Below are 23392 nucleotides of genomic sequence, written 5' to 3'. Positions count from 1 at the left end.
TAAACCTAATATTTACGCAACAAAGTCTAAAAAAATCGTGCCGGGAGCAGCGCAGCGCGGTGTTATTGCATAAACTTTAAAAACTTTACCAACTTACGGTTTCTTTAAGCTCGTTAGTGCGTTATTACTCACCGCACTTATTTTACACGTCATCCATCAGACCTTTTCTGCATGGGTTGGCCAGGGTCGCCTGGCTGGTTTTGTGTAAACACGGTGTGGTATGACGTGGTTTTTTGGAATGGATACTCGGGTGGCATTTATGACGCAATACTTCTCTTCACTTCGCAGCTTTGCTGCAGGTTCTGCACTCTTAATCCTTTTGGCGCCGAGCGTACAGGCGGCGGAGCAACCAACGGCCCCACCGAGCGTCGACGCGCGCGCGTGGATCCTAATGGATTACGCCAGCGGTAAGGTACTGGCGGAAGGTAATGCTGATGAGAAACTGGATCCTGCCAGTCTGACCAAGATCATGACCAGCTATGTAGTCGGTCAGGCGCTGAAGGCCGGGAAAATTAACCTCAACGACATGGTTACCGTGGGCAAAGACGCCTGGGCGACCGGTAATCCGGCCCTGCGCGGTTCGTCGGTTATGTTCCTCAAGCCCGGCGATCAGGTTGCAGTGTCCGATCTGAACAAAGGCGTTATCATCCAGTCTGGTAACGATGCCTGTATCGCACTGGCTGATTACGTTGCCGGCAGCCAGGAATCCTTCATTGGTCTGATGAACGGCTACGCGAAAAAACTGGGGCTGACCAATACCACTTTCCAGACCGTGCATGGCCTGGATGCGGCAGGACAGTTCAGTACCGCACGTGATATGGCCCTGCTCGGGAAGGCGCTAATCCACGATGTACCGGAAGAGTACGCTATCCACAAAGAGAAAGAATTTACCTTTAATAAAATCCGCCAGCCGAACCGCAACCGTTTGTTGTGGAGCACCAACCTGAACGTGGACGGTATGAAAACCGGTACCACGGCCGGGGCGGGATACAACCTGGTCGCTTCCGCGACCCAGGGGGATATGCGCCTGATCTCCGTGGTGTTGGGGGCGAAAACCGACCGCATTCGTTTTAATGAGTCAGAAAAGCTGCTGACCTGGGGCTTCCGCTTCTTTGAAACCGTTACGCCGATTAAACCGGATGCCACTTTCGTGACGCAGCGCGTCTGGTTTGGCGATAAGAGTGAGGTTAATTTGGGCGCCGGAGAAGCGGGCTCGGTGACTATCCCGCGTGGTCAGCTCAAAAACCTGAAGGCCAGCTTTACCCTGACCGAACCACAGTTAACCGCGCCGCTGAAGAAAGGCCAGGTTGTGGGGACTATCGACTTCCAGTTGAACGGGAAATCCATCGAGCAGCGTCCACTGATGGTGATGGAGGCCGTGGAAGAGGGGGGATTCTTTAGTCGCATGTGGGACTTTGTGATGATGAAATTCCACCAGTGGTTTGGCGGCTGGTTCTCTTAAGCTTAGCGTTTGCCGGATGACGCTATCGCCATCCGGCAGTATCGCTTAATACATCAGCTTGATACGTTGCGCTTTCGCGTACTCAACAAACGCCTCGTCAGGACGGCTATCGCTGACGATGGTATTAAAGCGTTTTACTTCACCCATCCGCGCAGGACGCACCTTACCAAATTTGCTGTTATCGACCACCAGCACGTGATGCTGCGCCATCGACATCGCCCAGTGTTTCACCGGTAGCTCTTCCAGGTTAAAACAGGTCGCGCCTTTCTCAATATGAACGCCAGCTGCGGAATAAAAAGCGATATCCGGGCACAGGTTGTTCAGCGTTTCCTGGAAATCAAGCGGTTTGAAAATTGCGTTGCTGGCATGGAATTCGCCACCACACAGAATGACGCGGCACTGCGGTTTTTCCTGTAGCACCAGAAACGTATTCAGCGAGTAGCAGATTGCGGTGAAAGGCAATTCATTGTCGATAGCCTCAATGATCCACGGCGTGGTGGTACCACAGTCGAAAAAGATAGTCTGGTGTGCCTGCACGAGGCTTGCCGCCATCTGGGCGGCACGGCGCTTTTCATCAACCAGTCGGGATTTTTGATCGCTGATTAAATAGTGATTGGCGCTGCGGGGTTCCAGAACAATATAGCCCCCGAGCAAGACGACGGGAGCATCGTGATTATTCAGGTCGCGACGAATGGTCATCTCAGATACGCCCAGCAGCGTCGCGGCTTCTTTGAGGTGTAATTTATCGCTGCGTTTCAGCGCCTGCAGTAATTGACCAATACGCTCGTCGCGTCGAGTTTCCATAGTTCCCCTGGAGAGTAGAATAAGTGCTCAGTATCGCGCTTAATACTACTCTTTTTACCGTGGGTTAGTCACGCACCCAGCCTTTACGGATGGGCAGAGCGAAGCAGGCGCGATAGCCATTTTGCAAGCCGAGGTACAGGGGCGCGCCAAACCGCTGCCAGATCATCTGGGCGCTCAGGCAGCCAATCAGCCCGACGAGTAATCCTCCCAGCATATCCAGCGGCCAGTGTACGCCAAGGTAGACCCGCGACCAGGCAATCGCCACAGCAACGACCATCAGCAGAGCGCCCGTCCACAGGCGATGCCAGAACAAGAAAGCCAGTGCAAAGGTAAAGATAACCGTACCGTGATCGCTCGGGAAAGAGTCATCCGCCGCATGATGCAGGAAGTTGTAACCGGTGTGGTTAACAAACGGACGATCGTGAGGGAACAGATGCCCCATCAGCCATGAAATCGTCAGACCGACGATCAGCGCAATCGCCATTTTTATAACTAACTGGCGCTGGAGAGTAACCTGGGCCCGCGGCCCCCAAAGCCAAAGCACAACGGCTAATAGCGGTACGATGTTAATCAGGTCTTTGGCAATAAAAATGGCAAGCGATATCATCCATTGCGCAGAGTCCGGCGTGGCATTGATGAGATAAAAAAGTGAGTTGTTCAGATTTTCCAGCATAACGTCCAGACTCAGTGTAATCGTTAAAAAGGCCCATGAGGGGAGAGCATAAAATTGCTTTCACGGGATAAAAAGCGGTCTTGTCTTATTTGTCTGTTAAATGACTATTTTTCAGACAATTAATGAGACTTATTGAACATGATAGCGGCCTCAACTTAAATTAACCTTAACGCAAAATATTCCTGAGCAAATGAGTGTAAAAATGTGCGCAATTTGCTTTCAAATCACATAATTCACTATCACTAGTACGGCGCATTTATTACACTTTGCGCGATTTTTCTATAGTTAAGAGACTGCATGCAGAACCGTTTATCTTCAGGCGCCCGTTTGGGGCGTCAGGCATTACTTTTCCCTCTCTGTCTGGTGCTTTACGAATTCTCTACTTATATCGGCAACGATATGATCCAGCCCGGAATGTTGGCGGTGGTGGAGCAATATAATGCCGGATTAGATTGGGTGCCCACATCCATGACCGCCTATCTGGCTGGCGGCATGTTTTTGCAGTGGTTATTAGGACCGCTGTCGGATCGAATTGGACGTCGCCCGGTGATGTTAACCGGCGTGCTCTGGTTCATTGTGACCTGCCTTGCAACCCTGCTTGCGCAGAATATTGAGCAATTTACCTTCCTGCGTTTTTTACAAGGGATAAGCCTGTGCTTTATTGGCGCGGTGGGTTACGCCGCAATTCAGGAATCCTTTGAAGAAGCGGTGTGCATAAAAATTACCGCGCTGATGGCAAACGTAGCGTTGATTGCGCCCCTGCTGGGGCCGTTGGTCGGTGCAGCCTGGGTACATGTTCTGCCGTGGGAAGGGATGTTTATCCTGTTTGCCGCCCTGGCCGCCATCTCTTTTTTTGGTCTGCAACGCGCGATGCCGGAGACGGCAACCCGGCTTGGTGAAAAGCTGTCGATTAAAGAGCTGGGCAAAGATTATAAGCTGGTGCTGAGGAACGTGCGCTTCGTTGCAGGCGCGCTGGCATTGGGTTTTGTCAGTCTGCCGTTACTGGCGTGGATTGCGCAGTCCCCGATTATAATCATCAGCGGTGAACATCTCAGCAGCTACGAATATGGCCTGTTGCAGGTGCCGATTTTTGGCGCATTGATTGCCGGTAACCTGGTACTGGCGCGCCTGACCTCACGAAAAACCGTACGTTCGCTGATTATCATGGGCGGCTGGCCAATCGCCGTCGGGCTGGTGATTGCCGCTGCGGCCACGGTGGTGTCATCCCATGCGTATCTATGGATGACGGCGGGTTTAAGCATCTATGCGTTTGGTATTGGCGTGGCGAATGCGGGACTGGTACGTCTGACGCTGTTTGCCAGTGAAATGAGTAAGGGCACGGTTTCTGCCGCCATGGGTATGTTGCAGATGCTGATTTTTACCGTCGGTATTGAGCTGAGTAAACACGCTTATCTGCTCGGAGGAAACGGCTTGTTCAGCCTGTTCAATCTGGCAAGCGGCGTACTGTGGGTGATTCTGATGGTTATCTTCCTGAAAGATAAACGGGTAGGGGATTCACGGGAAGGTTAAAGCCCGGTTGCCCGGGCCAGGCAAAAACTTAGTGGTGATCGTCAATCTGGTGTTCGATGATCATTCCTTCACCGACGCTTGCAACATGTCGCGCATAAGGATGTGCGCGATAGACAGGCGCCGGGGCAGGCGCCGGAGCAACATACACCGTTTGTGGCGCTGTGGTAACGCTCACCGCCTGCGGAACGCTGACGGAAGAGGGCACTACCACCACCTTATAACCGCTTGGTACATCAACGGTAACGCTTTGCGCAAATGTTGTCCCCGCAAAACCCAGCAACAATGTCGCTATCAGTACACTTTTCTTCATAATCCGCTCGTCTGAATATTCACTGGAGGTAATAATCCAGCGGGTTAATTTGAGGCGGATTATGAATAGATCATGCCATCATTTTGTTGCCGTCTGTGCTAAGGCGTTATTGCGTAAACGGTGCTTCATTCTTTAACACGCGGTCGATAATATCCAGCACGCCCTCTTCGTTGTTCGACCCTGCGCGATATTTTGCCGCCTGGATAACCGGCTCATGGGCGTTCGCCATTGCAAAACTAAATCCTGCCTGACGCAGCATCTCAATATCATTGCCGCCATCGCCAAACACAACAACCTCATCGTCGGTAATATTCCAGCGTTGTTGCAGCAGACGCAGCCCGTTTGCCTTATGCACACCGGGTATAATTAAATCGATGCTGCCGTAGCCGGTATGTACCGGCACCATAATGTCGCCAATCGCCTCATGGAGGTCAGCCTGCACCTGGGGGATACGATCGTCTGAAATATTTAGCCCGAACTTGAAGAAAATGTCGTTGAGGTTGTCAAAATTATCCACAAATTCAAGACGATGATAATACATGGCGGAAACCGTCTTATGCTCATCGCTGTACCGCTTCAGGGTATAGGCGCTATTTTTACCGCAGGCGATAATGTCGATGTCCGTACGTGTCAGCAGATGTTCCACAATGGCCTGGAAATCGTCTTTTCCCAGCTCGCCGTTAAAGACATCTTCCCCTTCACTGACCACCCATCCGCCGTTTTCGGCGACAAATGAGATTTCACTGGACAGTTCAGGGAAAAAGGAGATGAGCTGGTAATACTGGTTGCCGCTGGCGACCACAAAGCGGATCCCTTGTTCTTTCATCTGACGGTATTGCGCCATAAAGCGCTCACGATTATAGGTTTTTTGGTCGCTTAAAAATGTGCCGTCCATGTCGACTGCAATCAGTTTGATACGCATTAGCTGTTCTCCATCACAGTGGTGTTTTTGAGATCCGGTTTTGCCACCGCTTTCGCGACGATGGCGGCGACAAGCACCAGCGCCAGCACCACCAGCATAGCGCTACGCAGGCCGTAGTGTTCACCCAGGTAGCCCAGCAGCGGTGGTCCAACCAGGAATGCCAGATAGCCGGTAGTGGCGACAACGCTGACGCGGGTTGGCGCATCGGGGCCGGTGTCGCTGGCAGCCGAAATGGTCAGTGGGAAGCCCAGTGATGCGCCGAGTCCCCACAGAATAACGGAAACACCCGCCACCCAAGTGCTGTCGACAAAAATAATCAGGCTAATCCCAAGAGCCCCCATAAGCGCACTGGCGCGCACTACCGCGACGCGGCTGTAGCGGTCGATGAACCAGCCGCCGGTAAATCGTCCAACGGTCATGCCCAGCGTAAATCCGGCATAAATCAGCGAGCCTGATGTCGGGCTAAATCCATGTCCGTCCACCATCAGCAGCGGAAGCCAGTCGTTGGCGGAACCTTCAGCAAATGCCATTGCGAGCACCACGACGCCAATCAGCAATAACTGAATATCGCGATAAAAAGGCAGCCCTTTTTCGCTGGAGTGAGACCCGTCAGCGGCATTTTTACCCGTGCCGTCAGGAATGGCTTTGATGGCGATGAAGATAGGGGTGATAGCCACCATCGCCGCCAGCAAGATATGCGCGGTCGCCGGTACGCTGAAGGCGGTAAGCATCATCCCGACTCCGGCACCCGCCAGCGTTCCCAGGCTGTAAAAACCGTGCATCATCGGCAGTACGGTTTTATTCATTTCGCGCTCAACAGCCGCACCTTCGACGTTGATGGCAACTTCTGCTGCGCCAAAGCTGGCGCCGAACACGCCCAGACCAAATGCGAAAAGCCATGCGGAATGCAGCCAGAGCGCCACGCTGAGGATTGCCATTCCGAGGACTGCGCAAGACATGGTGGTGCGGATCACTTTACGTGTGCCAAATCGTTTCACCAGCCAGGCCGAACAAAGAATGCCACTCATCGAACCAATTGAAAGTCCAAACAGCACCGCGCCCATTTCGGCGGTTGAGATGGAGAGGATATCTCTGATGGCAGGGGTACGCGTTGCCCAGGAGGCCATTAATAATCCTGGTAAAAAGAAGAACGTGAACAGTGCCCAGGTGCGACGTCTTAAGGCTTTGCGTGATGAGATGCCAGTCATGAATTCGAGCCAAAGAAAAGAGGAAAGAAGACAACCTTAGCAAGGTTGTGTACATTTGTACACAAATGCAAGAAGAGGTAATGCAGTGCGACGTGCGAACGATCCGCAGCGGCGGGAAAAAATAGTTCAGGCGACTCTGGATGCGGTAATAGCCCATGGTATTCATGCGGTTACACATCGGAAGATTGCGACAATTGCTCAGGTGCCCTTGGGTTCTATGACCTATTACTTTTCGGGAATTGATGAGCTTTTAATGGAGGCGTTTGAGCGTTTTACTGACAGGATGATGCTGCAGTATCAGGCTTTTTTTGCCGACGTTGAGGATGCGTCGCAGGCTTGCCATGCGATTACCGATATGATTTACAGCTCCCAGGTCACGACACCCGATAACATGGAACTCATGTATCAGCTGTATGCCTTCGCCAGCCGTAAACCGGCACTAAAAACGGTGATGCAAAACTGGATGTTACGCAGCCAACAAACGCTGGAGCAGTGGTTTGCTCCGGTTACGGCGCGGGCGCTGGATGCGTTTATTGAAGGGATGACGCTGCATTTTGTCACGGACAAAAAACCGCTGCGGCGAGAAGATATCTTGCTGATGGTGGAGCGTATTGCGGGGTTGCCCGCAACGGTCAGTTGTGCGTAGCGCCGCCGGTAATATTCACCACCGTTGCGGTGATTGCTCCGGCATGGTCTGAAGCCAGAAAGGTCATTACCTCTGCGATTTGTGCAAGCGTAGGCAGGCGCCCAAGCATGGTACTTTGCGCCGCACCACCTAACCATTGTGCGACGGTAATACCCATGGACTGCGCTTTAGCGGTAAAAATCTCCCCGGTATAGGAACCGGCCTGAACGGCATCCACAATCGCATGCGAGCGCACGCCGACGACCCGAATATTCGCCGGCCCCAGTTCGCTGGCGAGCGCTTTAATAAAGGCCTCTGTTCCCGCACAGCCAACGATGTGTCCCAGATGTCCAGGCATCGCCATCGGGGCCGCGGGCGCAACAACGGTGAGAATGACGCCCGCACGATTGCCGCCCATGTGTGGCGTTACGGCTTTTGCGATATTGAACTGCGCCGAGAGGAAAGGGGTGATACCGCTCATAAACTCAGAAAGGGATAACGCCTCGATGCGTTTGCCCTGTTCATGCATAAAGCCGGTTGCGTTAACCGCCACATCTATTCCACCGGTTTGCTGCGCAAGGTGAGTAACTTGTTTTGAGGTGCCGTATTCGTCGAGGACATCGGCGACAAAGGTTTCGACGGCACCGCCCGCGGTTCGAATACTACTGGCCGCCCAATCCAGCTTTTCCTGACTGCGCGCGCCCAGATACACATGGGCGCCTTCACGCGCCATGGCATGCGCAACTGCACTGCCTATAGCGCCGCTGCCACCGAAAATTACCGCGACTTTGCCTGCGAGTAACATAGCAACCACCTATTACCATTTAGCTCTGACTAAAAGTATGTGTCATAACCAGCATGCTGCAAATGTGAGAGAGAGTTTCGGGGGAGGGAGTCAGCGATCGCATAATTCAGGCAACAAAAAACCCATCAACCTTGAACCAAAACGGCGGGGTTGATGGGCTCCACAAATTGGGGACATCAAAGAAAAGCAGTGGCAATAGTTATGACTGACGTCTTGAAGAAAAGTTCTGCTTACCTGCAAAAAATTTTCGTTTAAGAGTAAATTTCAGCGCTAACCAAGCCCAGGCCAGACAATGACGATGAGTGTCCCCGCTAATGTCAGCAGTACGTTGGCAATTGCGTAGGTCCCGGCATAGCCTAATGCGGGGATGTTGCTGCGTGCCGTATCGCTGATGATTTCCATTGCCGGAGCGCAGGTACGCGCGCCCATCATGGCGCCAAAAAGCAGGGCGCGGTTCATGCGCAATACGTAAGCACCGAATAAGAAACAGATGACAACCGGCACCAGGCTGACAACCAGGCCGGCAATCAGCATTTGACCACCCACGGCGCCAAGGCCATTGCCAATGCCGCTGCCCGCGCTTAAACCGACGCCTGCCATAAATACCATCAGGCCAAACTCTTTGACCATGTTCAGCGCCCCCTGTGGGATATAGCCAAACGTTGGATGGTTGGCACGCAGGAAGCCCAGCATGATCCCAGCGAACAGCAGTCCAGCCGCATTCCCGATGCCGAAGCTGAAATTACTGAACTGGAAGGTGATCATCCCGATCATCAGACCGATGATAAAGAAGGCGCAGAAAGCCAGCAGATCGGTCACCTGACTGTGAATGGAAATGAAGCCGATACGATCGGCAATGGTTTTGACGCGGCGAGCATCCCCACTGACCTGCAGCACGTCGCCTTTATTAAGCACGACGTTATCATCGATAGGCATTTCAATCTGGCTACGGATCACGCGGTTGAGAAAACAGCCGTGATCGGTCAGCTTCAACTGGGCCAGACGGCGGCCAACGGCATTGTGGTTTTTCACCACAATCTCTTCAGTGACGATGCGCATATCGAGCAGATCGCGATCGAACACCTCTTTACCATTACGGAAGCTGGGATCGAGGCGGGCATGCGCATCCGGATAACCCACCAGGGCTATCTCATCACCCATTTGCAGTACCGCGTCGCCATCCGGGTTGGCCAGGATGCCGTTGCGACGGATGCGTTCAATGTAACAACCGGTCTGGCGATAGATACCCAGCTCGCGCAGATTTTTGCCATCGGCCCATGCCACCAGTTCCGGGCCAACGCGATAGGCACGAATTACCGGCAGATAAACCTTACGGTTGGCATCAGTGTCCAGACCTCGTTCACGTGCGATTTGTTGGGCGCTGGTTTGCAGATCCTGATGCTGAAGTTTCGGCAGGTAGCGCGCGCCAACAATCAGACTGACCAAACCAATCAAATAGGTGAGCGCATAACCGAGGCTCAGGTTATCGAGGGCGGTTGAAAGCGATGTCCCCGACATTCCGGAATGGCGCAAGGTGTCACCCGCGCCGACCAGCACCGGCGTTGAGGTCATCGAGCCGGCCAGCATACCTGCCGTCAGGCCGATGTCCCAGCCAAATAGCTTACCCAGCCCCAGGGCGATCAGCATGGCGCTGCCGACCATCACCAGAGCAAGCATTAGATAATTTTTCCCATCGCGAAAAAAAATCGAAAAAAAGTTGGGACCGGCTTCGACGCCGACACAAAAAATAAACAGCATAAAGCCGAGATTTAATGCATCGGTGTTAATACTAAAGTGCTGTTGACCTAATAATAGGGACACCACTAAAACGCCAATGGAATTACCGAGTTGGACTGAACCCAGACGTAATTTACCCAGACACAGGCCCAGTGCCAGGACCACAAATAATAACAGGATGTAATTCCCATTTAACAAATCTGCGACGTTTATATTCACGGAGACTAACTTCTTGTTTACTAGTAAGCTATTGAAAGAAATGGCAATTTACGCTAATGTTTTTGCCAGAAATTAAGGGGCGACAGCTTCGTACACAGCCCCAAATAATGCAGCATAACAATATATGCGGTTAGTTTAATCTCATTACGTATCAACGGCTATAAGAATCGTGTGAGTGTGTTTTTGGCATGGAATGCCTGGTTACTTTATCTGACTGGACGCCTGCGGGCGAAAAGAGTGTTCGATAGAGAATGTGTCAGGAGGAACAATTGAAACATAAGCAAAGTTGGGCGGGTGCGGTCTGCTGCTTTGTGCTCTTTATTGTGGTGTGTCTTTCATTAACGCTGAACGTGAAAGGGGCATTCAGAGCGGCAGGGCATCCTGAGGTCGGATTGTTGTTTTTTATCCTGCCTGGTGCTGCAGCAAGCTTTTTCTCCCATCGTCGGGAGGTGCTCAAACCCCTTCTTGGTGCCATGTTGGCGGCGCCGTGCTGTCTGTTACTGATGCGGTTCGTTTTTATGCCGACGCGTTCGTTGTGGCAAGAGCTGGCGTGGTTGTTTAGTGCGGTGTTTTGGTGCGCGCTTGGCGCATTGTGTTTTTTGTTTATCAGCAACTTGTTCAATCAGCATCATCGACGGAAAAAGAACTGAAGACGCCCTCCAGCGGAGGGCGTAGAAACGGCGATCAGGCGAACAGATTCATGTTCTCTTTTGCCCACGCTTCAAAATCCGTGCAGCCGCCGATGTGTTTTTGATCAACAAAAATCTGCGGAACGGTTTCAACTGGCTTACCTACCGTCTTTTCCAGATCGGCTTTCGTAATACCTTCGGCATGGATATCAATGTAGCGGAAGTTAAAATCGTCATGCTCATTGCTTAATTTTTCTGCTAATTCTTTTGCGCGCACGCAATACGGGCACCCTGGACGACCAAAAATAACGGCAAACATCTCTCTCTCCTCGAACTTATCAGGCCGGATGGCAATACTTGTTATGATGCCGCGATTTGTGACAGATGAAAAGCAGGTTCAGCCTGTTGCTTTGATATCCTCAAGCTATAACTGTTAAACACGACAAGCCGGAACGTTTTATAATGAAAGCCATTTCGCCGGGAGGCCGCTTATGCGCGCAATTGGTGCATTACCCAAAAGCGTATTGATGCTGGAAATAATCGGGATGGTTTTGTTATCGCTGGCGCTGCTATCGCTTAACGATTACCTCACTTTACCCGCACCGCTTGGCAGTCCGTTAGCCTGCGTGGTGATGATATTTCTGGGTGTGCTGCTGATGCTTCCCGCCGCGGTGGTATTAACGTGGCGTATTGCTCAACTGGTTGCGCCGCAGCTGATGTCACGAACCCCCGGTGATTCTTCACGTTCAGACAGAGAAAAAAGAGATGACGCCAACCATTGATTTACTTCGTAGCCACCGTTCCATTCGCCATTTCACCGATGATGCCATTTCGGATGCGCAGCGGGAGGCGATTATTGCCGCCGCTCAGGGGACCTCAAGCTCCAGTTTTTTACAATGCACAACCATCGTTCGCATAACGGATAACGCCCTGCGTGAATCACTGGCTACTTTATCCGGCGGACAAAAACATGTGGCGCAGGCCGCCGAGTTCTGGGTGTTTTGCGCTGACTTTAATCGCCATTTGCAGATTTGCCCTGACGCGCAACTCGGGCTGGCGGAACAACTGCTACTGGGCGTTGTTGATACCGCGATGATGGCGCAAAATGCGCTGACGGCGGCAGAGTCTTTGGGGCTTGGCGGCGTGTTTATTGGCGGTCTGCGAAATAACATTGAGCCGGTCACTGAACTGCTGAAGCTTCCGCAACATGTTCTGCCGTTGTTTGGGCTATGCCTCGGCTGGCCTGCTGATAACCCGGATATCAAGCCGCGACTGCCAGCGTCGCTTGTGGTGCACGAAAATCAGTATCAGCCACTCAACAAAGACGTTTTGTCGCAATATGATGAGCAGCTCGCGCAGTACTATCTGACCCGCGGGAGCAATACGCGTCGTGACACCTGGAGCGACCATATTCGCCGCACCATCATTAAAGAAAGTCGTCCCTTTATCCTGGAATATTTGCATAAACAGGGATGGGCTACGCGCTAAAGATTTTAACGCAGTGTATGATACGCCAGCTTTTACCAGGTCATTCAGAGAGGTGCAGGGTGAAAATTGCCATTTTGTCCCGGGACGGAACGCTCTATTCTTGTAAGCGCCTGCGTGAAGCGGCGATGCAGCGTGGTCACCTGGTTGAAATTATCGATCCCCTTTCTTGCTATATGAACATCAGCCCGGCGGCGTCCTCTATTCATTACAAGGGCCGCCAGCTTCCTCATTTCGATGCAGTGATCCCAAGGATTGGTTCAGCGATTACCTTTTACGGTACCGCGGCGTTGCGCCAGTTTGAGATGCTGGGTAGCTATCCGCTGAATGAGTCGGTAGCGATTACGCGTGCGCGCGATAAGCTGCGTTCGCTGCAGCTGCTGGCGCGTCAGGGAATCGATTTACCCATCACCGGGATTGCTCACTCTCCGGACGATACCAGCGACATGATTGACATGGTTGGCGGCGCGCCGCTGGTGGTGAAACTGGTTGAAGGTACGCAGGGGATCGGCGTGGTACTGGCGGAAACGCGCCAGGCCGCAGAAAGCGTGGTGGATGCCTTTCGTGGGTTGAATGCCCATATTCTGGTTCAGGAATATATCAAAGAAGCGAAAGGGCGAGATATTCGCTGTTTCGTGGTGGGTGACGAGGTGGTGGCCGCCATTGAGCGCCGGGCCAAAGAAGGTGATTTTCGTTCTAATCTCCATCGCGGTGGGGTTGCCACTATTGCGAATATCACGCCGCGCGAAAGGGAAATTGCGCTCAAAGCCGCTCAGACAATGGGTCTGGACGTTGCTGGCGTTGATATTCTGCGTGCTGAACGTGGGCCGCTGGTCATGGAGGTCAACGCTTCTCCTGGCCTGGAAGGGGTGGAGAAAACTACCGGAATAGACATTGCCGGCAAGATGATCCAGTGGATTGAGCGTCACGCTACGCCTGAATTTTGCCTTAAAATCGGCGGCTAAGCACAATATCGATTGCGATCGTAGTATGACACGCTCTTTTTGCGTAAGCTGTGCCGGTATTTTTTTCATCAATAGAGGTCGCACATTATTATGACATCACTGGTCGTTCCCACTCTGGATACGTTGCGTCAATGGCTCGACGACCTGGGCATGAGTTTTTTTGAATGCGATACCTGTCAGGCGCTGCATTTGCCGCACATGCAGAATTTTGACGGCATCTTTGATGCAAAAGTTGATTTGGTCGATAACGTCATTCTGTTTTCCGCGATGGCAGAAGTCAGACCTTCTGCACTACTGCCGCTGGCCGCCGATCTGTCTGCGATTAACGCCAGTTCACTGACGGTGAAAGCCTTTCTGGATATGCAGGATGATAATCTGCCAAAGCTGGTGGTCTGCCAGTCTTTATCCGTTATCCCGGGCGTGACGTTTGAGCAGTTCGAATATTTTGTTCGCCAGAGTGAAGAGCAAATATCGATGGTGATCCTCGAGGCCGGTGCGCATCAGCTGTTATTTAACGCTGAAGAAGATGCGCAAAACAGCAACGCCGAAGTTCATTTCCTCCATTAATTCTTCCTGAATCTGGACATATATTGCGCAGCCGCTGCCAAAGCGGTTGCGTATTGCCTGTTTTTATTCTGTACTTAACCGTTCATTAAAGTATTATTCACCTCCATTCAGCGCCTTCCACTGTATGTCATAGACAATTCATGCATAAAAAATTGATAAAAGACGTTTTTTAATCTGGGCTATATCCACAAATCCTGGCTAAAGTTATTCTTGCGAAGCTGATCAACGTCATCATTCAAACAGCCCCTTGTGGCCTGACCTGTGGCCACAATGCATATTGAATGCATGGGCGGATAACAGCGCGCAATAGCGGCGTGAGGAGAGGCCTCTCTTTTCATGGGTGCCGCTTGAAAGAATATGCACGTTTCTTGCATATCATTAGAGTGTGACATTTTTGTTCGTTTGTTAACGAACTTTCAGAAGGAAAGAGATTATGACCGCCTTAAATAAACGATGGTTACCAGGCCTGGTTGCGGGTGCTCTGATGGCCATCTCTGCTGGCACGCTCGCTGCTGAACAAAAAACGCTGCATATTTATAACTGGTCTGATTATATTGCCCCGGATACGGTGGCTAATTTTGAAAAAGAGACCGGAATTAAAGTTATCTATGACGTATTTGATTCCAATGAAGTGCTGGAAGGTAAGCTCATGGCTGGCAGTACCGGCTTTGACCTTGTCGTTCCATCCGCCAGTTTCCTTGAGCGTCAACTGACCGCGGGCGTCTTCCAGCCGCTGGATAAGAGCAAATTGCCTGGCTGGAAAAACCTCGATCCTGAATTGCTGAAGCTGGTGGGTAAACACGATCCGGACAACAAGTTTGCGATGCCGTATATGTGGGCAACAACCGGTATTGGCTATAACGTGGATAAAGTGAAAGCGGTACTGGGGCCGGATGCGCCGGTTAATAGCTGGGATCTGATCCTCAAGCCAGAAAATCTGGAAAAACTAAAAAGCTGCGGCGTCTCTTTCCTCGACGCGCCCGAAGAAGTGTTTGCCACCGTGCTGAATTATTTGGGTAAAGATCCAAACAGTACCAAAGCGGATGATTACACCGGACCGGCAACCGATCTGCTGTTGAAACTGCGCCCAAATATTCGCTACTTCCACTCCTCGCAGTACATTAACGACCTGGCAAACGGTGATACCTGCGTGGCGATTGGCTGGGCCGGGGATGTATGGCAGGCGGCAAACCGGGCGAAAGAAGCGAAAAATGGCGTCAATATTTCCTTCTCAATTCCTAAGGAAGGTGCGATGGCCTTCTTTGATGTGTTCGCGATGCCAGCCGATGCGAAAAACAAAGACGAAGCCTATCAGTTCCTCAACTACCTGCTGCGCCCTGATGTAATTGCGCATATTTCTGACCACGTGTTCTATGCCAATGCCAACAAAGAAGCGACAGCACTGGTCAGCCAGGACGTGCGCGACAACCCGGGCATTTACCCGCCTGCCGATGTTCGCGCCAAGCTGTTCACGCTGAAAGTACAGGATCCGAAGATCGACCGTGTACGTACTCGCGCCTGGACGAAGGTAAAAAGCGGGAAATAACCCGATGTACGGGACATGACCCGGCAGGATTTACGCCTGCCGGGCAGTGTTGATCCCGGACACACATAACCCGGCAATACGCACCACCGTGGTGCGTTATTTGCACCGTTTCTTTGTTTTATGCCGGAGAGCACCTAATTGAATGATGCAACCCCACGCCCACAAGCGAAAATCCGCAAGGCGCTGACCCCGCTGCTTGAAATTCGCAACCTGACCAAGTCCTTTGACGGTCAGCACGCCGTTGATGACGTCAATCTTACTATCTACAAAGGCGAAATATTTGCTCTGCTCGGGGCGTCCGGCTGCGGTAAATCGACCCTGTTGCGGATGCTGGCGGGATTTGAACAGCCAACAACTGGGCAAATTATGCTTGATGGCGTCGATTTAGCGCATGTCCCGCCTTATCTGCGTCCGATTAATATGATGTTTCAGTCCTATGCACTGTTTCCGCACATGACGGTAGAGCAGAACATTGCCTTTGGCCTCAAGCAGGACAAGCTGCCAAAGGCTGAAATCGCCAGCCGGGTGAGTGAGATGCTAGGACTCGTGCATATGCAGGAGTTCGCCAAACGTAAGCCGCATCAGCTTTCTGGCGGTCAGCGTCAGCGCGTGGCGTTGGCGCGTAGCCTGGCGAAACGCCCGAAGCTGCTGCTGCTGGATGAGCCGATGGGGGCGCTGGATAAAAAGCTCCGTGACCGCATGCAACTGGAAGTGGTGGATATCCTTGAACGTGTCGGCGTGACCTGCGTGATGGTGACGCACGATCAGGAAGAAGCCATGACGATGGCGGGCCGCATTGCGATCATGAACCGTGGCAAATTTGTCCAGATCGGCGAGCCTGAAGAGATCTACGAGCATCCGACTACGCGTTACAGTGCAGAATTTATCGGTTCGGTTAACGTCTTTGAAGGACTGCTGAAAGAACGTCAGGAAGATGGTCTGGTTATTGAGTCTCCAGGACTGGTACATCCGCTGAAAGTGGACGCAGACGCTTCCGTTGTCGATAACGTCCCGGTGTATGTTGCGCTGCGCCCGGAAAAAATCATGCTCTGCGAAGCCCCTCCGCCAGAGGGATATAACTTCGCGGTAGGCGAAGTGGTGCACATTGCCTATCTGGGTGATTTGTCGGTGTACCACGTACGCTTGAAAAGTGGCCAGATGCTGAGCGCTCAGTTACAAAATGAACATCGTTATCGCAAGGGATTACCAACCTGGGGTGACGAAGTCCGTTTATGTTGGGATGCGGACAGCTGTGTGGTGTTGACGGTTTAAGGAGCGAAGATGAGTACACTTGAACCTCCGGCGCGCGTGGATAACGTGGGGCGTTTCACGCTGTTTATGTCGCGACTGCAAATGAAGCACGGGCGCAAGCTGGTCATCGCGCTGCCGTATGTGTGGCTGATGCTCCTGTTTCTGCTGCCGTTTCTGATCGTCTTCAAAATCAGTTTGGCTGAAATGGCGCGGGCTATTCCGCCGTATACCGACCTCATTTCATGGGCTGACGATCAGTTATCCATCACCCTCAATTTAGGCAATTTCCTGCAACTGACGGACGATCCGCTCTATTTTGATGCGTATCTGCAATCTTTGCAGGTAGCGGGGATTTCGACTGTCTGTTGCCTGCTGTTGGGATATCCGCTGGCATGGGCGGTCGCGCACAGCAAACCCTCGACACGCAATATTCTGTTGCTGCTGGTGATCCTGCCGTCCTGGACGTCATTTTTGATTCGTGTATACGCCTGGATGGGGATCCTGAAAAATAACGGTGTCCTGAACAACGTTCTGATGTGGTTGGGCGTTATCGACCAACCGTTGACGATTCTGCACACCAATCTGGCGGTCTATATCGGTATTGTTTACGCCTATTTGCCCTTTATGGTGCTGCCGATTTATACCGCGCTGACGCGTATTGATTACTCGCTGGTGGAAGCGGCACTGGATTTAGGCGCCCGACCGTTGAAAACCTTCTTTAGCGTGATCGTGCCGTTGACCAAGGGCGGGATTATTGCCGGGTCAATGCTGGTGTTTATCCCGGCGGTTGGGGAGTTTGTGATCCCGGAACTGCTGGGCGGCCCGGACAGCATCATGATTGGGCGTGTGCTTTGGCAGGAGTTTTTCAATAACCGTGACTGGCCGGTGGCTTCTGCCGTCGCCATTATTATGCTGCTGTTACTGATTGTGCCGATCATGTGGTTTCATAAATATCAGCAAAAAAGCGTGGGGGAACACGGATGAATAACTTACCGGTCGTTCGCTCGCCGTGGCGTATTTTTATCCTGGTACTGGGTTTTACCTTCCTGTACGCGCCGATGCTGATGTTGGTTATCTACTCGTTTAACAGCTCCAAGCTGGTGACGGTCTGGGCGGGGTGGTCAACGCGTTGGTATGGTGAGCTTTTCCACGATAGCGCGATGATAAGCGCCGTCGGCATGAGCTTAACGATTGCCGCCTGCGCTGCGACGATGGCGGCAATTCTCGGTACCATCGCCGCCGTGGTGATGGTGCGCTTTGGTCGTTTTCGTGGATCAAATGGTTTCGCCTTTATGATCACCGCACCGCTGGTGATGCCGGATGTCATTACCGGTTTGTCGCTGCTGCTGCTGTTTGTGGCTTTGGCGCACGCCATCGGCTGGCCAGCGGATCGCGGTATGTTGACCATCTGGCTGGCGCACGTCACATTCTGTACAGCGTACGTGGCGGTAGTGATTTCCTCGCGTTTACGCGAACTGGATCACTCCATTGAGGAAGCGGCGATGGATCTTGGTGCCACGCCGCTGAAGGTTTTTTTCGTCATCACGCTGCCGATGATTATGCCGGCGGTGATCTCAGGGTGGTTACTGGCCTTTACGCTGTCGCTCGATGACCTGGTCATTGCCAGTTTTGTCTCTGGTCCTGGCGCCACAACGTTACCCATGCTGGTGTTCTCCAGCGTACGTATGGGGGTCAATCCGGAGATCAACGCGCTGGCGACGTTGATACTTGGCGTGGTAGGAATTATCGGATTTATCGCGTGGTATCTGATGGCGCGAACAGAAAAACAACGGATTCGCGATATCCAACGTGCAAGACGCGGCTGAAAAAACTAAAATCTGCCAACCTGTCTATACGGCGCAGCTGCGGTGGCTGCGCCGTTTTCATGGAAGACGACGCGTTGGGATTTTTTAAGAAATCATCCACATCACATGCCCGTTTAAACGTCCCTACTTTAGTGCAGGTGGCGGCGCTGGCTATTATCATGATCCGCTGTCTCGATCTGTTGATGATTTTTAATACGCTCGGGTTTCGCGGAACCAGCGAGTTTATTCATCGCAGCGTCCAGACCTGGAATTTGACGCTGGTGTTTCTGGGTAGCCTGGTGCTGCTGTTTATCGAAATTTACTGCGCATTTTCGCTGGTTAAAGGTCGGAACTGGGCACGCTGGGTCTATCTACTGACCCAGATTATCGCCAGCGTCTATCTGTGGGCGGCCTCATTGGGCTATGGATATCCGGAACTGTTCAGTATTGCGGGAGAGTCCAGACGTGAAATCCTGCATACGCTGGTGATGCAAAAATTGCCGGATATGCTGGTGTTGCTACTGCTGTTTGTTCCTGCGTCCAGCAGGCGGTTCTTCCGCTTGCAATAACGTGTATAATCTTCGCCCCCTGTTAATTTGTAGGTTTTTGTATGCAGTGCGCACTTTATGAGGCCGAACGCTGCCGCTCTTGTCAGTGGATAACGCAGCCTGTCGCCGATCAACTCTTCGCCAAAACAGCCGATCTGCAGAATCTGCTGGCCGATTATCCGGTCGGAGAATGGTGCGCGCCGGTCAGCGGCCCGGAGAGCGCTTTTCGTAATAAAGCCAAAATGGTGGTCAGCGGCAGCGTGGAAAAACCGCTGCTGGGGATGCTGCATCGTGACGGTACGCCGGAGGATTTGTGCGAGTGTCCGCTCTATCCTGAGTCTTTTGCGCCGGTGTTTGCCGCACTAAAACCGTTTATCGCCCGTGCGGGGTTGACGCCCTATAACGTGGCGCGCAAACGCGGGGAGCTGAAATATCTGCTGTTAACGGAAAGCCGGTTTGATGGCGGTATGATGCTGCGTTTTGTTCTGCGCTCCGATGCGAAACTGGCACAACTGCGTACGGCGCTGCCATGGTTACAGGCGCAGCTTCCGCAGTTAAAAGTGATCACCGCCAATATTCAACCTGTGCATATGGCGATTATGGAAGGGGAGAGCGAAATCTTCCTGACGGAACAACAGGCGCTGGCTGAACGCTTTAACGATGTGCCATTGTGGATACGCCCACAGAGCTTCTTCCAGACCAACCCTGTGGTGGCTGGGCATTTATATGCCACGGCGCGCGACTGGGTTCGTCAGCTTCCGGTTAATCACATGTGGGATCTGTTTTGCGGCGTCGGGGGTTTTGGTTTGCACTGCGCCACGCCGCAGATGAAACTGACGGGTATTGAAATTGCGCCAGAGGCCATTACCTGCGCGAAACAGTCGGCGCAGGAGCTTGGGTTGCAGAATCTGCATTTTCAGGCGCTGGATTCAACCCAGTTTGCTACCGCGCAGGGAGAAGTGCCGGACCTGGTACTGGTGAATCCGCCTCGTCGGGGGATTGGGAAGCCGCTGTGCGATTTTCTTTCCCGCATGGCGCCGCGTTTTATCGTTTACTCCAGCTGTAATGCACAAACCATGGCAAAGGATATCCGCGAGTTGCCTGGATATCGCATTGAACGCGTCCAACTTTTTGATATGTTCCCACATACCGCGCATTACGAAGTGTTAACTCTGCTCAGCCGACAATAACCGACATGCCTGATGGCGCTACGCTTATCAGGCAAATGCAACATGCGAAAAAAAAAGCCCGTACTTACGTACGAGCTCTTTCTCGAATATGGCGGTGAGGGGGGGATTGACTCGCTTCGCTCGCCCTTCGGGCAGCCTGTTCGCTGCGCTCTCAGTCTGTCCAACTGGCTGCGCCAGTGGTCGAACCCCGGTCGGGGCTTCTCATCCCCCCGCAGGCGTGCAACATGCGAAAAAAAAGCCCGTACTTACGTACGAGCTCTTTCTCGAATATGGCGGTGAGGGGGGGATTCGAACCCCCGATACGTTGCCGTATACACACTTTCCAGGCGTGCTCCTTCAGCCACTCGGACACCTCACCATATTGTATTGCTGCCTGACCGCTTGGGGGGCAACGGGGCGCTACTATAGGGAGTTGCGCTAAAACGGTCAAGCAGAATTTACGTGTTAACTCTCGTTTGGTTACGCAATGTACATATTCCTCCGCCCGGACAGGCGCGGAGAATATGATTAGCGCTGCGAGTCCAGTTTTTCGCCGTTGGTCACGACTTCCTGGGCCTTGCTATAGCTCTCGATCAGCAACTGATAAGCCGGGAAGATTTTGGTATACACTTCCGCCCATTCAGCGGCGTCTTCACGGTTCCATGTCCCCTGAATTTCAGAAGCGACGGCGGCGGTATCCATCGGTATCACGCCAGCCTGAACAACACGTGCCAGGGTGATTTCCTGCGCCATTTTGCTGTAAGTACCGGAAGCGTCGATCACTGCGAAGACCTTGTAGCCCTCCGCAACCGCGCTGATGGCCGGGAAAGCCATGCACACGCTGGTGATCGTACCGGCGATAATCAGCGTCTTTCGACCCGTTGCTTTGACCGCTTTCACGAAGTCTTCGTTATCCCAGGCGTTGATTTCGCCTTTACGTGCTACGTATTGGGCATGTGGCGCATTGGCATGGATCTCTGGGATCAACGGGCCGTTAGGCCCCTGCGGTACCGATGCCGTGGTAATTACCGGCATCTTCGCCAGGGTTGCGATTTTAGCCAGCGCGGCGGCACGCGCACGCAGTTCCGGCATGGGCATATCGCCGACAGTCTGGAACAGCCCACTCTGATGATCGATAAGCAGCATGACAGAATCATTCACATCGATGACCGGACGTGAACCATTAAAGTTTGCAGGACTGGACATATTCTTCTCCTTCGATTCAGATTTGGCCAAAGCGGCCGGAGTTAAAATCGCGGACGGCTTCAGCGATTTCTTGTTTCGTATTCATCACAAACGGACCGTAACCTACAATCGGCTCGTTCAACGGTTCGCCAGACAGCAGCAGCACGCTGGCGTCGCTGGTGGCTTCAATGTGTAGCGTTTTCCCCTGCTGGCTTAGCACTACCAGTTGTGCTTCGCCGGCAGGCGTGGTGCCGTTTACGGTGATATTCCCTTTTAATACCACCAGGGCGGTGCTCCACCCTTCAGACTGGGACAACGTCAGCTGATGATTACGTTGCAGGCGCATATCCCAGATGTTCAGCGGTGAAAAGGTGTGTGCCGGGCCTTTCGTATCCTGATAGCTACCCGCGATCACGCGAACGCTGCCTGCATCATCGGGCAAGGCGACGGTGGGAATAACATCGCTGCTGATGCCCTGATAACCCGGTACGGCCATTTTGTCTTTTGCCGGCAGATTGACCCACAGTTGCACCATTTCCAGTTCACCGCCCTGACGGGTAAATTCCGGGGAGTGGAACTCTTCGTGTAATATTCCTGCACCAGCGGTCATCCACTGCACATCGCCAGGGCCGATAATGCCGCCGCGACCGGTCGAATCACGGTGTTCAACTTCGCCGCTGTAAACGATAGTCACCGTCTCAAAACCGCGGTGAGGGTGTTCACCTACGCCGCGTTTTTCGTTACCCGGCGTGAACGTATGCGGACCCGCGTAATCAAGCAGCAGGAACGGGCTTAATTGCTCCGCATGAGACTGGTAAGAGAACATCGAGCGAACCGGAAATCCATCGCCAACCCAGTGTGGGCGAGGTGCGGTGTAGACGCCTGTTACTTGTTTCATATGTGTCTCCTCAGTGGCGTTGTTTTGATGTGAATAAGCTTATATTCATGACAGCGAGCTGAGTAGTAGCTAAAATAGCTCTCACTGTCTCAAAAATAGGACAATGAAATGACAATGCCGGATCTCAATGATTTTGCATGGTTTGTGCATGTTGTAGAGGAAGGGGGATTCGCGGCGGCGGGTCGGGCGCTTGATGAACCAAAATCAAAACTGAGCCGACGGATAGCGCAACTCGAAGAGAGGCTGGGGGTACGACTGATTCAGCGAACCACCCGGCAATTTAACGTGACTGAAGTCGGGCAAACCTTTTACGAACACTGTAAGGCGATGCTGGTGGAGGCGCAGGCGGCGCAGGATGCCATTGCCGCGTTACAGGTTGAACCGCGTGGCGTTGTGAAGCTGACTTGTCCTGTTACGTTGCTGCATGTGCATATCGGGCCAATGCTTGCCCGTTTTATGGCACGTTATCCTGACGTATCAGTACAACTGGAGGCCACTAACCGTCGTGTTGACGTCGTTGGAGAAGGTCTGGATGTGGCGATTCGCGTCAGACCTCGGCCATTTGAGGATAGCGACCTGGTGATGCGCGTCCTGGCGGACAGAGGGCATCGCTTGTATGCCAGCCCGCAGTTAATTGAGCAGATGGGGGCGCTACACTCTCCGGCAGAGCTGACCCGTTGGCCAGGTTTGAGTCTGGCCTCTGGTAAACATGTGCATCGTTGGGAGTTATTCGGCCCGCAGGGCGCGCGGGCGGAGGTGCATTTCACGCCGCGTATGATCACCACCGATATGCTGGCGTTACGCGAAGCCGCAGTCGCCGGCGTAGGTGTTGTTCAACTTCCACAGTTGATGGTAAAAGATCAATTAGCTGCGGGTGAGTTGGTGGCGTTGCTCGACGGTTGGGAACCTAAGCGAGAAATTATTCACGCAGTCTTTCCATCACGCAGGGGATTATTACCGTCAGTGCGCGCATTAGTGGATTTCTTAACGGAAGAATATGCGCGGATGATTGAGGATTAAATACCAGGCCTCAGTCCACAAAAAAGGCC

At 52.7% G+C, this 23392-nt stretch carries 25 protein-coding genes, 1 tRNA gene and 1 other RNA gene; 15 read left to right on the top strand and 12 right to left on the bottom strand.

Going from position 1 to position 23392, the window contains the following annotated elements:
- Positions 1 to 259: 259 nt before the first annotated feature.
- Complete coding sequence (gene dacC / locus HV037_RS16200) at positions 260 to 1462, top strand: serine-type D-Ala-D-Ala carboxypeptidase (protein ID WP_016156089.1); 1203 nt, start codon at positions 260 to 262, stop codon at positions 1460 to 1462.
- A gap of 45 nt (positions 1463 to 1507) precedes the next feature.
- Here the strand turns inward: dacC and deoR are convergent, their stop codons facing one another.
- Together deoR and ybjG are read right to left on the bottom strand one after the other, a co-directional pair.
- Positions 1508 to 2266, bottom strand: a complete 759-nt coding sequence (deoR, locus tag HV037_RS16195; protein WP_103283666.1) for a DNA-binding transcriptional repressor DeoR — start codon at positions 2264 to 2266, stop codon at positions 1508 to 1510.
- A 64-nt stretch (positions 2267 to 2330) separates the two neighbouring features.
- Positions 2331 to 2939, bottom strand: a complete 609-nt coding sequence (gene ybjG, locus HV037_RS16190) for an undecaprenyl-diphosphate phosphatase (RefSeq protein WP_103283667.1) — start codon at positions 2937 to 2939, stop codon at positions 2331 to 2333.
- A gap of 297 nt (positions 2940 to 3236) precedes the next feature.
- Here ybjG and HV037_RS16185 point away from each other — a divergent pair, with 297 nt between their 5' ends.
- On the top strand, positions 3237 to 4469 hold the full coding sequence (locus HV037_RS16185; RefSeq protein ID WP_047501216.1) for an MFS transporter: 1233 nt from the start codon (positions 3237 to 3239) through the stop codon (positions 4467 to 4469).
- Between the two features lie 28 nt (positions 4470 to 4497).
- Here the strand turns inward: HV037_RS16185 and HV037_RS16180 are convergent, their stop codons facing one another.
- From HV037_RS16180 to HV037_RS16170, 3 genes are all read right to left on the bottom strand, one after another.
- A complete protein-coding gene (locus HV037_RS16180) occupies positions 4498 to 4779 on the bottom strand; it encodes a hypothetical protein (RefSeq protein WP_019076373.1) in 282 nt (93 codons plus the stop codon).
- Positions 4780 to 4885: 106 nt separating this feature from the next.
- Positions 4886 to 5701 carry a Cof-type HAD-IIB family hydrolase gene (locus HV037_RS16175; RefSeq protein WP_103283668.1) on the bottom strand — a complete coding sequence of 272 codons (816 nt, stop codon included), beginning with the start codon at positions 5699 to 5701 and terminating at the stop codon, positions 4886 to 4888.
- Positions 5701 to 6909, bottom strand: coding sequence for an MFS transporter (locus HV037_RS16170; RefSeq protein ID WP_065554549.1), 1209 nt, complete (start codon positions 6907 to 6909; stop codon positions 5701 to 5703). Before HV037_RS16170 ends, HV037_RS16175 begins: the two co-directional genes overlap by 1 nt.
- An 85-nt stretch (positions 6910 to 6994) precedes the next feature.
- On the opposite strand from HV037_RS16170, the gene HV037_RS16165 reads away from it, so the two are divergent.
- On the top strand, positions 6995 to 7555 hold the full coding sequence (locus HV037_RS16165; protein WP_049270788.1) for a TetR/AcrR family transcriptional regulator: 561 nt from the start codon (positions 6995 to 6997) through the stop codon (positions 7553 to 7555).
- Here the strand turns inward: HV037_RS16165 and HV037_RS16160 are convergent.
- Positions 7542 to 8339 carry an SDR family oxidoreductase gene (locus tag HV037_RS16160; protein WP_019076378.1) on the bottom strand — a complete coding sequence of 266 codons (798 nt, stop codon included), beginning with the start codon at positions 8337 to 8339 and terminating at the stop codon, positions 7542 to 7544. The genes HV037_RS16165 and HV037_RS16160 overlap by 14 nt on opposite strands.
- Before the next feature lie 270 nt (positions 8340 to 8609).
- The gene (locus HV037_RS16155; protein WP_016152406.1) at positions 8610 to 10295 is read right to left on the bottom strand and encodes an aspartate:alanine antiporter; all 1686 of its coding nucleotides are present in this window, start codon (positions 10293 to 10295) and stop codon (positions 8610 to 8612) included.
- Between the two features lie 269 nt (positions 10296 to 10564).
- Here HV037_RS16155 and HV037_RS16150 point away from each other — a divergent pair, with 269 nt between their 5' ends.
- Positions 10565 to 10945, top strand: coding sequence for an inner membrane protein YbjM (locus tag HV037_RS16150; protein WP_016152407.1), 381 nt, complete (start codon positions 10565 to 10567; stop codon positions 10943 to 10945).
- 34 nt (positions 10946 to 10979) lie between these two features.
- Here HV037_RS16150 and HV037_RS16145 read toward each other — a convergent pair whose 3' ends face one another.
- The gene (locus HV037_RS16145) at positions 10980 to 11243 is read right to left on the bottom strand and encodes a GrxA family glutaredoxin (RefSeq protein ID WP_016152408.1); all 264 of its coding nucleotides are present in this window, start codon (positions 11241 to 11243) and stop codon (positions 10980 to 10982) included.
- Positions 11244 to 11415: 172 nt separating this feature from the next.
- Between HV037_RS16145 and HV037_RS16140 the strand changes: the two genes are divergently transcribed.
- The 10 genes from HV037_RS16140 to rlmC all read left to right on the top strand — a co-directional run bounded on the left by HV037_RS16140 (position 11416) and on the right by rlmC (position 20281).
- Entirely contained in the window at positions 11416 to 11706 is a 291-nt protein-coding gene (locus HV037_RS16140; protein ID WP_019076379.1) for a YbjC family protein, read from the top strand.
- Positions 11690 to 12412 (top strand): nitroreductase NfsA, encoded by a 723-nt coding sequence (gene nfsA / locus HV037_RS16135; RefSeq protein WP_016156098.1) that lies wholly within the window; start codon positions 11690 to 11692, stop codon positions 12410 to 12412. The genes HV037_RS16140 and nfsA overlap by 17 nt, the downstream gene beginning before the upstream one ends.
- Positions 12413 to 12471: 59 nt before the next feature.
- A complete protein-coding gene (gene rimK, locus HV037_RS16130; RefSeq protein WP_016152412.1) occupies positions 12472 to 13374 on the top strand; it encodes a 30S ribosomal protein S6--L-glutamate ligase in 903 nt (300 codons plus the stop codon).
- Between the two features lie 90 nt (positions 13375 to 13464).
- Positions 13465 to 13941, top strand: a complete 477-nt coding sequence (locus HV037_RS16125; RefSeq protein ID WP_016152413.1) for a YbjN domain-containing protein — start codon at positions 13465 to 13467, stop codon at positions 13939 to 13941.
- 433 nt (positions 13942 to 14374) lie between these two features.
- Positions 14375 to 15487: a spermidine/putrescine ABC transporter substrate-binding protein PotF gene (gene potF / locus HV037_RS16120; RefSeq protein ID WP_016152414.1), complete on the top strand. Its 1113-nt coding sequence runs from the start codon at positions 14375 to 14377 to the stop codon at positions 15485 to 15487.
- Positions 15488 to 15625: 138 nt separating this feature from the next.
- Complete coding sequence (gene potG / locus HV037_RS16115; protein ID WP_016152415.1) at positions 15626 to 16759, top strand: putrescine ABC transporter ATP-binding subunit PotG; 1134 nt, start codon at positions 15626 to 15628, stop codon at positions 16757 to 16759.
- A 9-nt stretch (positions 16760 to 16768) separates the two neighbouring features.
- Positions 16769 to 17722, top strand: coding sequence for a putrescine ABC transporter permease PotH (gene potH, locus HV037_RS16110; protein WP_016152416.1), 954 nt, complete (start codon positions 16769 to 16771; stop codon positions 17720 to 17722).
- Positions 17719 to 18564 carry a putrescine ABC transporter permease PotI gene (gene potI, locus HV037_RS16105; RefSeq protein ID WP_016152417.1) on the top strand — a complete coding sequence of 282 codons (846 nt, stop codon included), beginning with the start codon at positions 17719 to 17721 and terminating at the stop codon, positions 18562 to 18564. Before potH ends, potI begins: the two co-directional genes overlap by 4 nt.
- Before the next feature lie 59 nt (positions 18565 to 18623).
- The gene (locus HV037_RS16100; RefSeq protein ID WP_016152418.1) at positions 18624 to 19112 is read left to right on the top strand and encodes a YbjO family protein; all 489 of its coding nucleotides are present in this window, start codon (positions 18624 to 18626) and stop codon (positions 19110 to 19112) included.
- Positions 19113 to 19153: 41 nt separating this feature from the next.
- On the top strand, positions 19154 to 20281 hold the full coding sequence (gene rlmC, locus HV037_RS16095; protein ID WP_019076382.1) for a 23S rRNA (uracil(747)-C(5))-methyltransferase RlmC: 1128 nt from the start codon (positions 19154 to 19156) through the stop codon (positions 20279 to 20281).
- An 89-nt stretch (positions 20282 to 20370) separates the two neighbouring features.
- Here the strand turns inward: rlmC and HV037_RS16090 are convergent.
- The 4 genes from HV037_RS16090 to HV037_RS16075 form a co-directional block, all read right to left on the bottom strand.
- A non-coding RNA gene (locus tag HV037_RS16090) (RtT sRNA) lies at positions 20371 to 20507 on the bottom strand.
- 44 nt (positions 20508 to 20551) lie between these two features.
- Positions 20552 to 20639: transfer RNA gene (locus tag HV037_RS16085), tRNA-Ser, on the bottom strand.
- Positions 20640 to 20788: 149 nt separating this feature from the next.
- Positions 20789 to 21466 carry an isochorismatase family protein gene (locus HV037_RS16080; protein ID WP_016156101.1) on the bottom strand — a complete coding sequence of 226 codons (678 nt, stop codon included), beginning with the start codon at positions 21464 to 21466 and terminating at the stop codon, positions 20789 to 20791.
- Between the two features lie 16 nt (positions 21467 to 21482).
- Positions 21483 to 22343, bottom strand: a complete 861-nt coding sequence (locus HV037_RS16075; protein ID WP_103283669.1) for a pirin family protein — start codon at positions 22341 to 22343, stop codon at positions 21483 to 21485.
- 108 nt (positions 22344 to 22451) lie between these two features.
- On the opposite strand from HV037_RS16075, the gene HV037_RS16070 reads away from it, so the two are divergent.
- Positions 22452 to 23363, top strand: coding sequence for a LysR family transcriptional regulator (locus tag HV037_RS16070; RefSeq protein WP_103283670.1), 912 nt, complete (start codon positions 22452 to 22454; stop codon positions 23361 to 23363).
- Positions 23364 to 23392 lie beyond the last annotated feature (29 nt).

Source organism: Citrobacter sp. RHBSTW-00017, from assembly GCF_013797615.1.
In the GTDB taxonomy this organism is placed as follows: Bacteria; Pseudomonadota; Gammaproteobacteria; order Enterobacterales; family Enterobacteriaceae; genus Citrobacter; species Citrobacter braakii.
Note: the sequence above shows the minus strand (reverse complement) of the source record. Positions and strands in the feature narration are given on the sequence as shown.

Bases quoted from the DNA above. Each gene is read 5' to 3' on its own strand.
- HV037_RS16080 (WP_016156101.1), bottom strand. From the start codon at position 21,466: ATGTCCAGTCCTGCAAACTTTAATGGTTCACGTCCGGTCATCGATGTG.
- HV037_RS16070 (WP_103283670.1), top strand. From the start codon at position 22,452: ATGACAATGCCGGATCTCAATGATTTTGCATGGTTTGTGCATGTTGTA.
- nfsA (WP_016156098.1), top strand. From the start codon at position 11,690: ATGACGCCAACCATTGATTTACTTCGTAGCCACCGTTCCATTCGCCAT.
- HV037_RS16075 (WP_103283669.1), bottom strand. From the start codon at position 22,343: ATGAAACAAGTAACAGGCGTCTACACCGCACCTCGCCCACACTGGGTT.
- HV037_RS16140 (WP_019076379.1), top strand. From the start codon at position 11,416: ATGCGCGCAATTGGTGCATTACCCAAAAGCGTATTGATGCTGGAAATA.
- HV037_RS16185 (WP_047501216.1), top strand. From the start codon at position 3,237: ATGCAGAACCGTTTATCTTCAGGCGCCCGTTTGGGGCGTCAGGCATTA.
- potH (WP_016152416.1), top strand. From the start codon at position 16,769: ATGAGTACACTTGAACCTCCGGCGCGCGTGGATAACGTGGGGCGTTTC.
- HV037_RS16125 (WP_016152413.1), top strand. From the start codon at position 13,465: ATGACATCACTGGTCGTTCCCACTCTGGATACGTTGCGTCAATGGCTC.
- HV037_RS16100 (WP_016152418.1), top strand. From the start codon at position 18,624: ATGGAAGACGACGCGTTGGGATTTTTTAAGAAATCATCCACATCACAT.
- HV037_RS16160 (WP_019076378.1), bottom strand. From the start codon at position 8,339: ATGTTACTCGCAGGCAAAGTCGCGGTAATTTTCGGTGGCAGCGGCGCT.
- potF (WP_016152414.1), top strand. From the start codon at position 14,375: ATGACCGCCTTAAATAAACGATGGTTACCAGGCCTGGTTGCGGGTGCT.
- potI (WP_016152417.1), top strand. From the start codon at position 17,719: ATGAATAACTTACCGGTCGTTCGCTCGCCGTGGCGTATTTTTATCCTG.
- dacC (WP_016156089.1), top strand. From the start codon at position 260: ATGACGCAATACTTCTCTTCACTTCGCAGCTTTGCTGCAGGTTCTGCA.
- deoR (WP_103283666.1), bottom strand. From the start codon at position 2,266: ATGGAAACTCGACGCGACGAGCGTATTGGTCAATTACTGCAGGCGCTG.
- HV037_RS16175 (WP_103283668.1), bottom strand. From the start codon at position 5,701: ATGCGTATCAAACTGATTGCAGTCGACATGGACGGCACATTTTTAAGC.
- HV037_RS16170 (WP_065554549.1), bottom strand. From the start codon at position 6,909: ATGACTGGCATCTCATCACGCAAAGCCTTAAGACGTCGCACCTGGGCA.
- ybjG (WP_103283667.1), bottom strand. From the start codon at position 2,939: ATGCTGGAAAATCTGAACAACTCACTTTTTTATCTCATCAATGCCACG.
- rlmC (WP_019076382.1), top strand. From the start codon at position 19,154: ATGCAGTGCGCACTTTATGAGGCCGAACGCTGCCGCTCTTGTCAGTGG.
- HV037_RS16145 (WP_016152408.1), bottom strand. From the start codon at position 11,243: ATGTTTGCCGTTATTTTTGGTCGTCCAGGGTGCCCGTATTGCGTGCGC.
- HV037_RS16180 (WP_019076373.1), bottom strand. From the start codon at position 4,779: ATGAAGAAAAGTGTACTGATAGCGACATTGTTGCTGGGTTTTGCGGGG.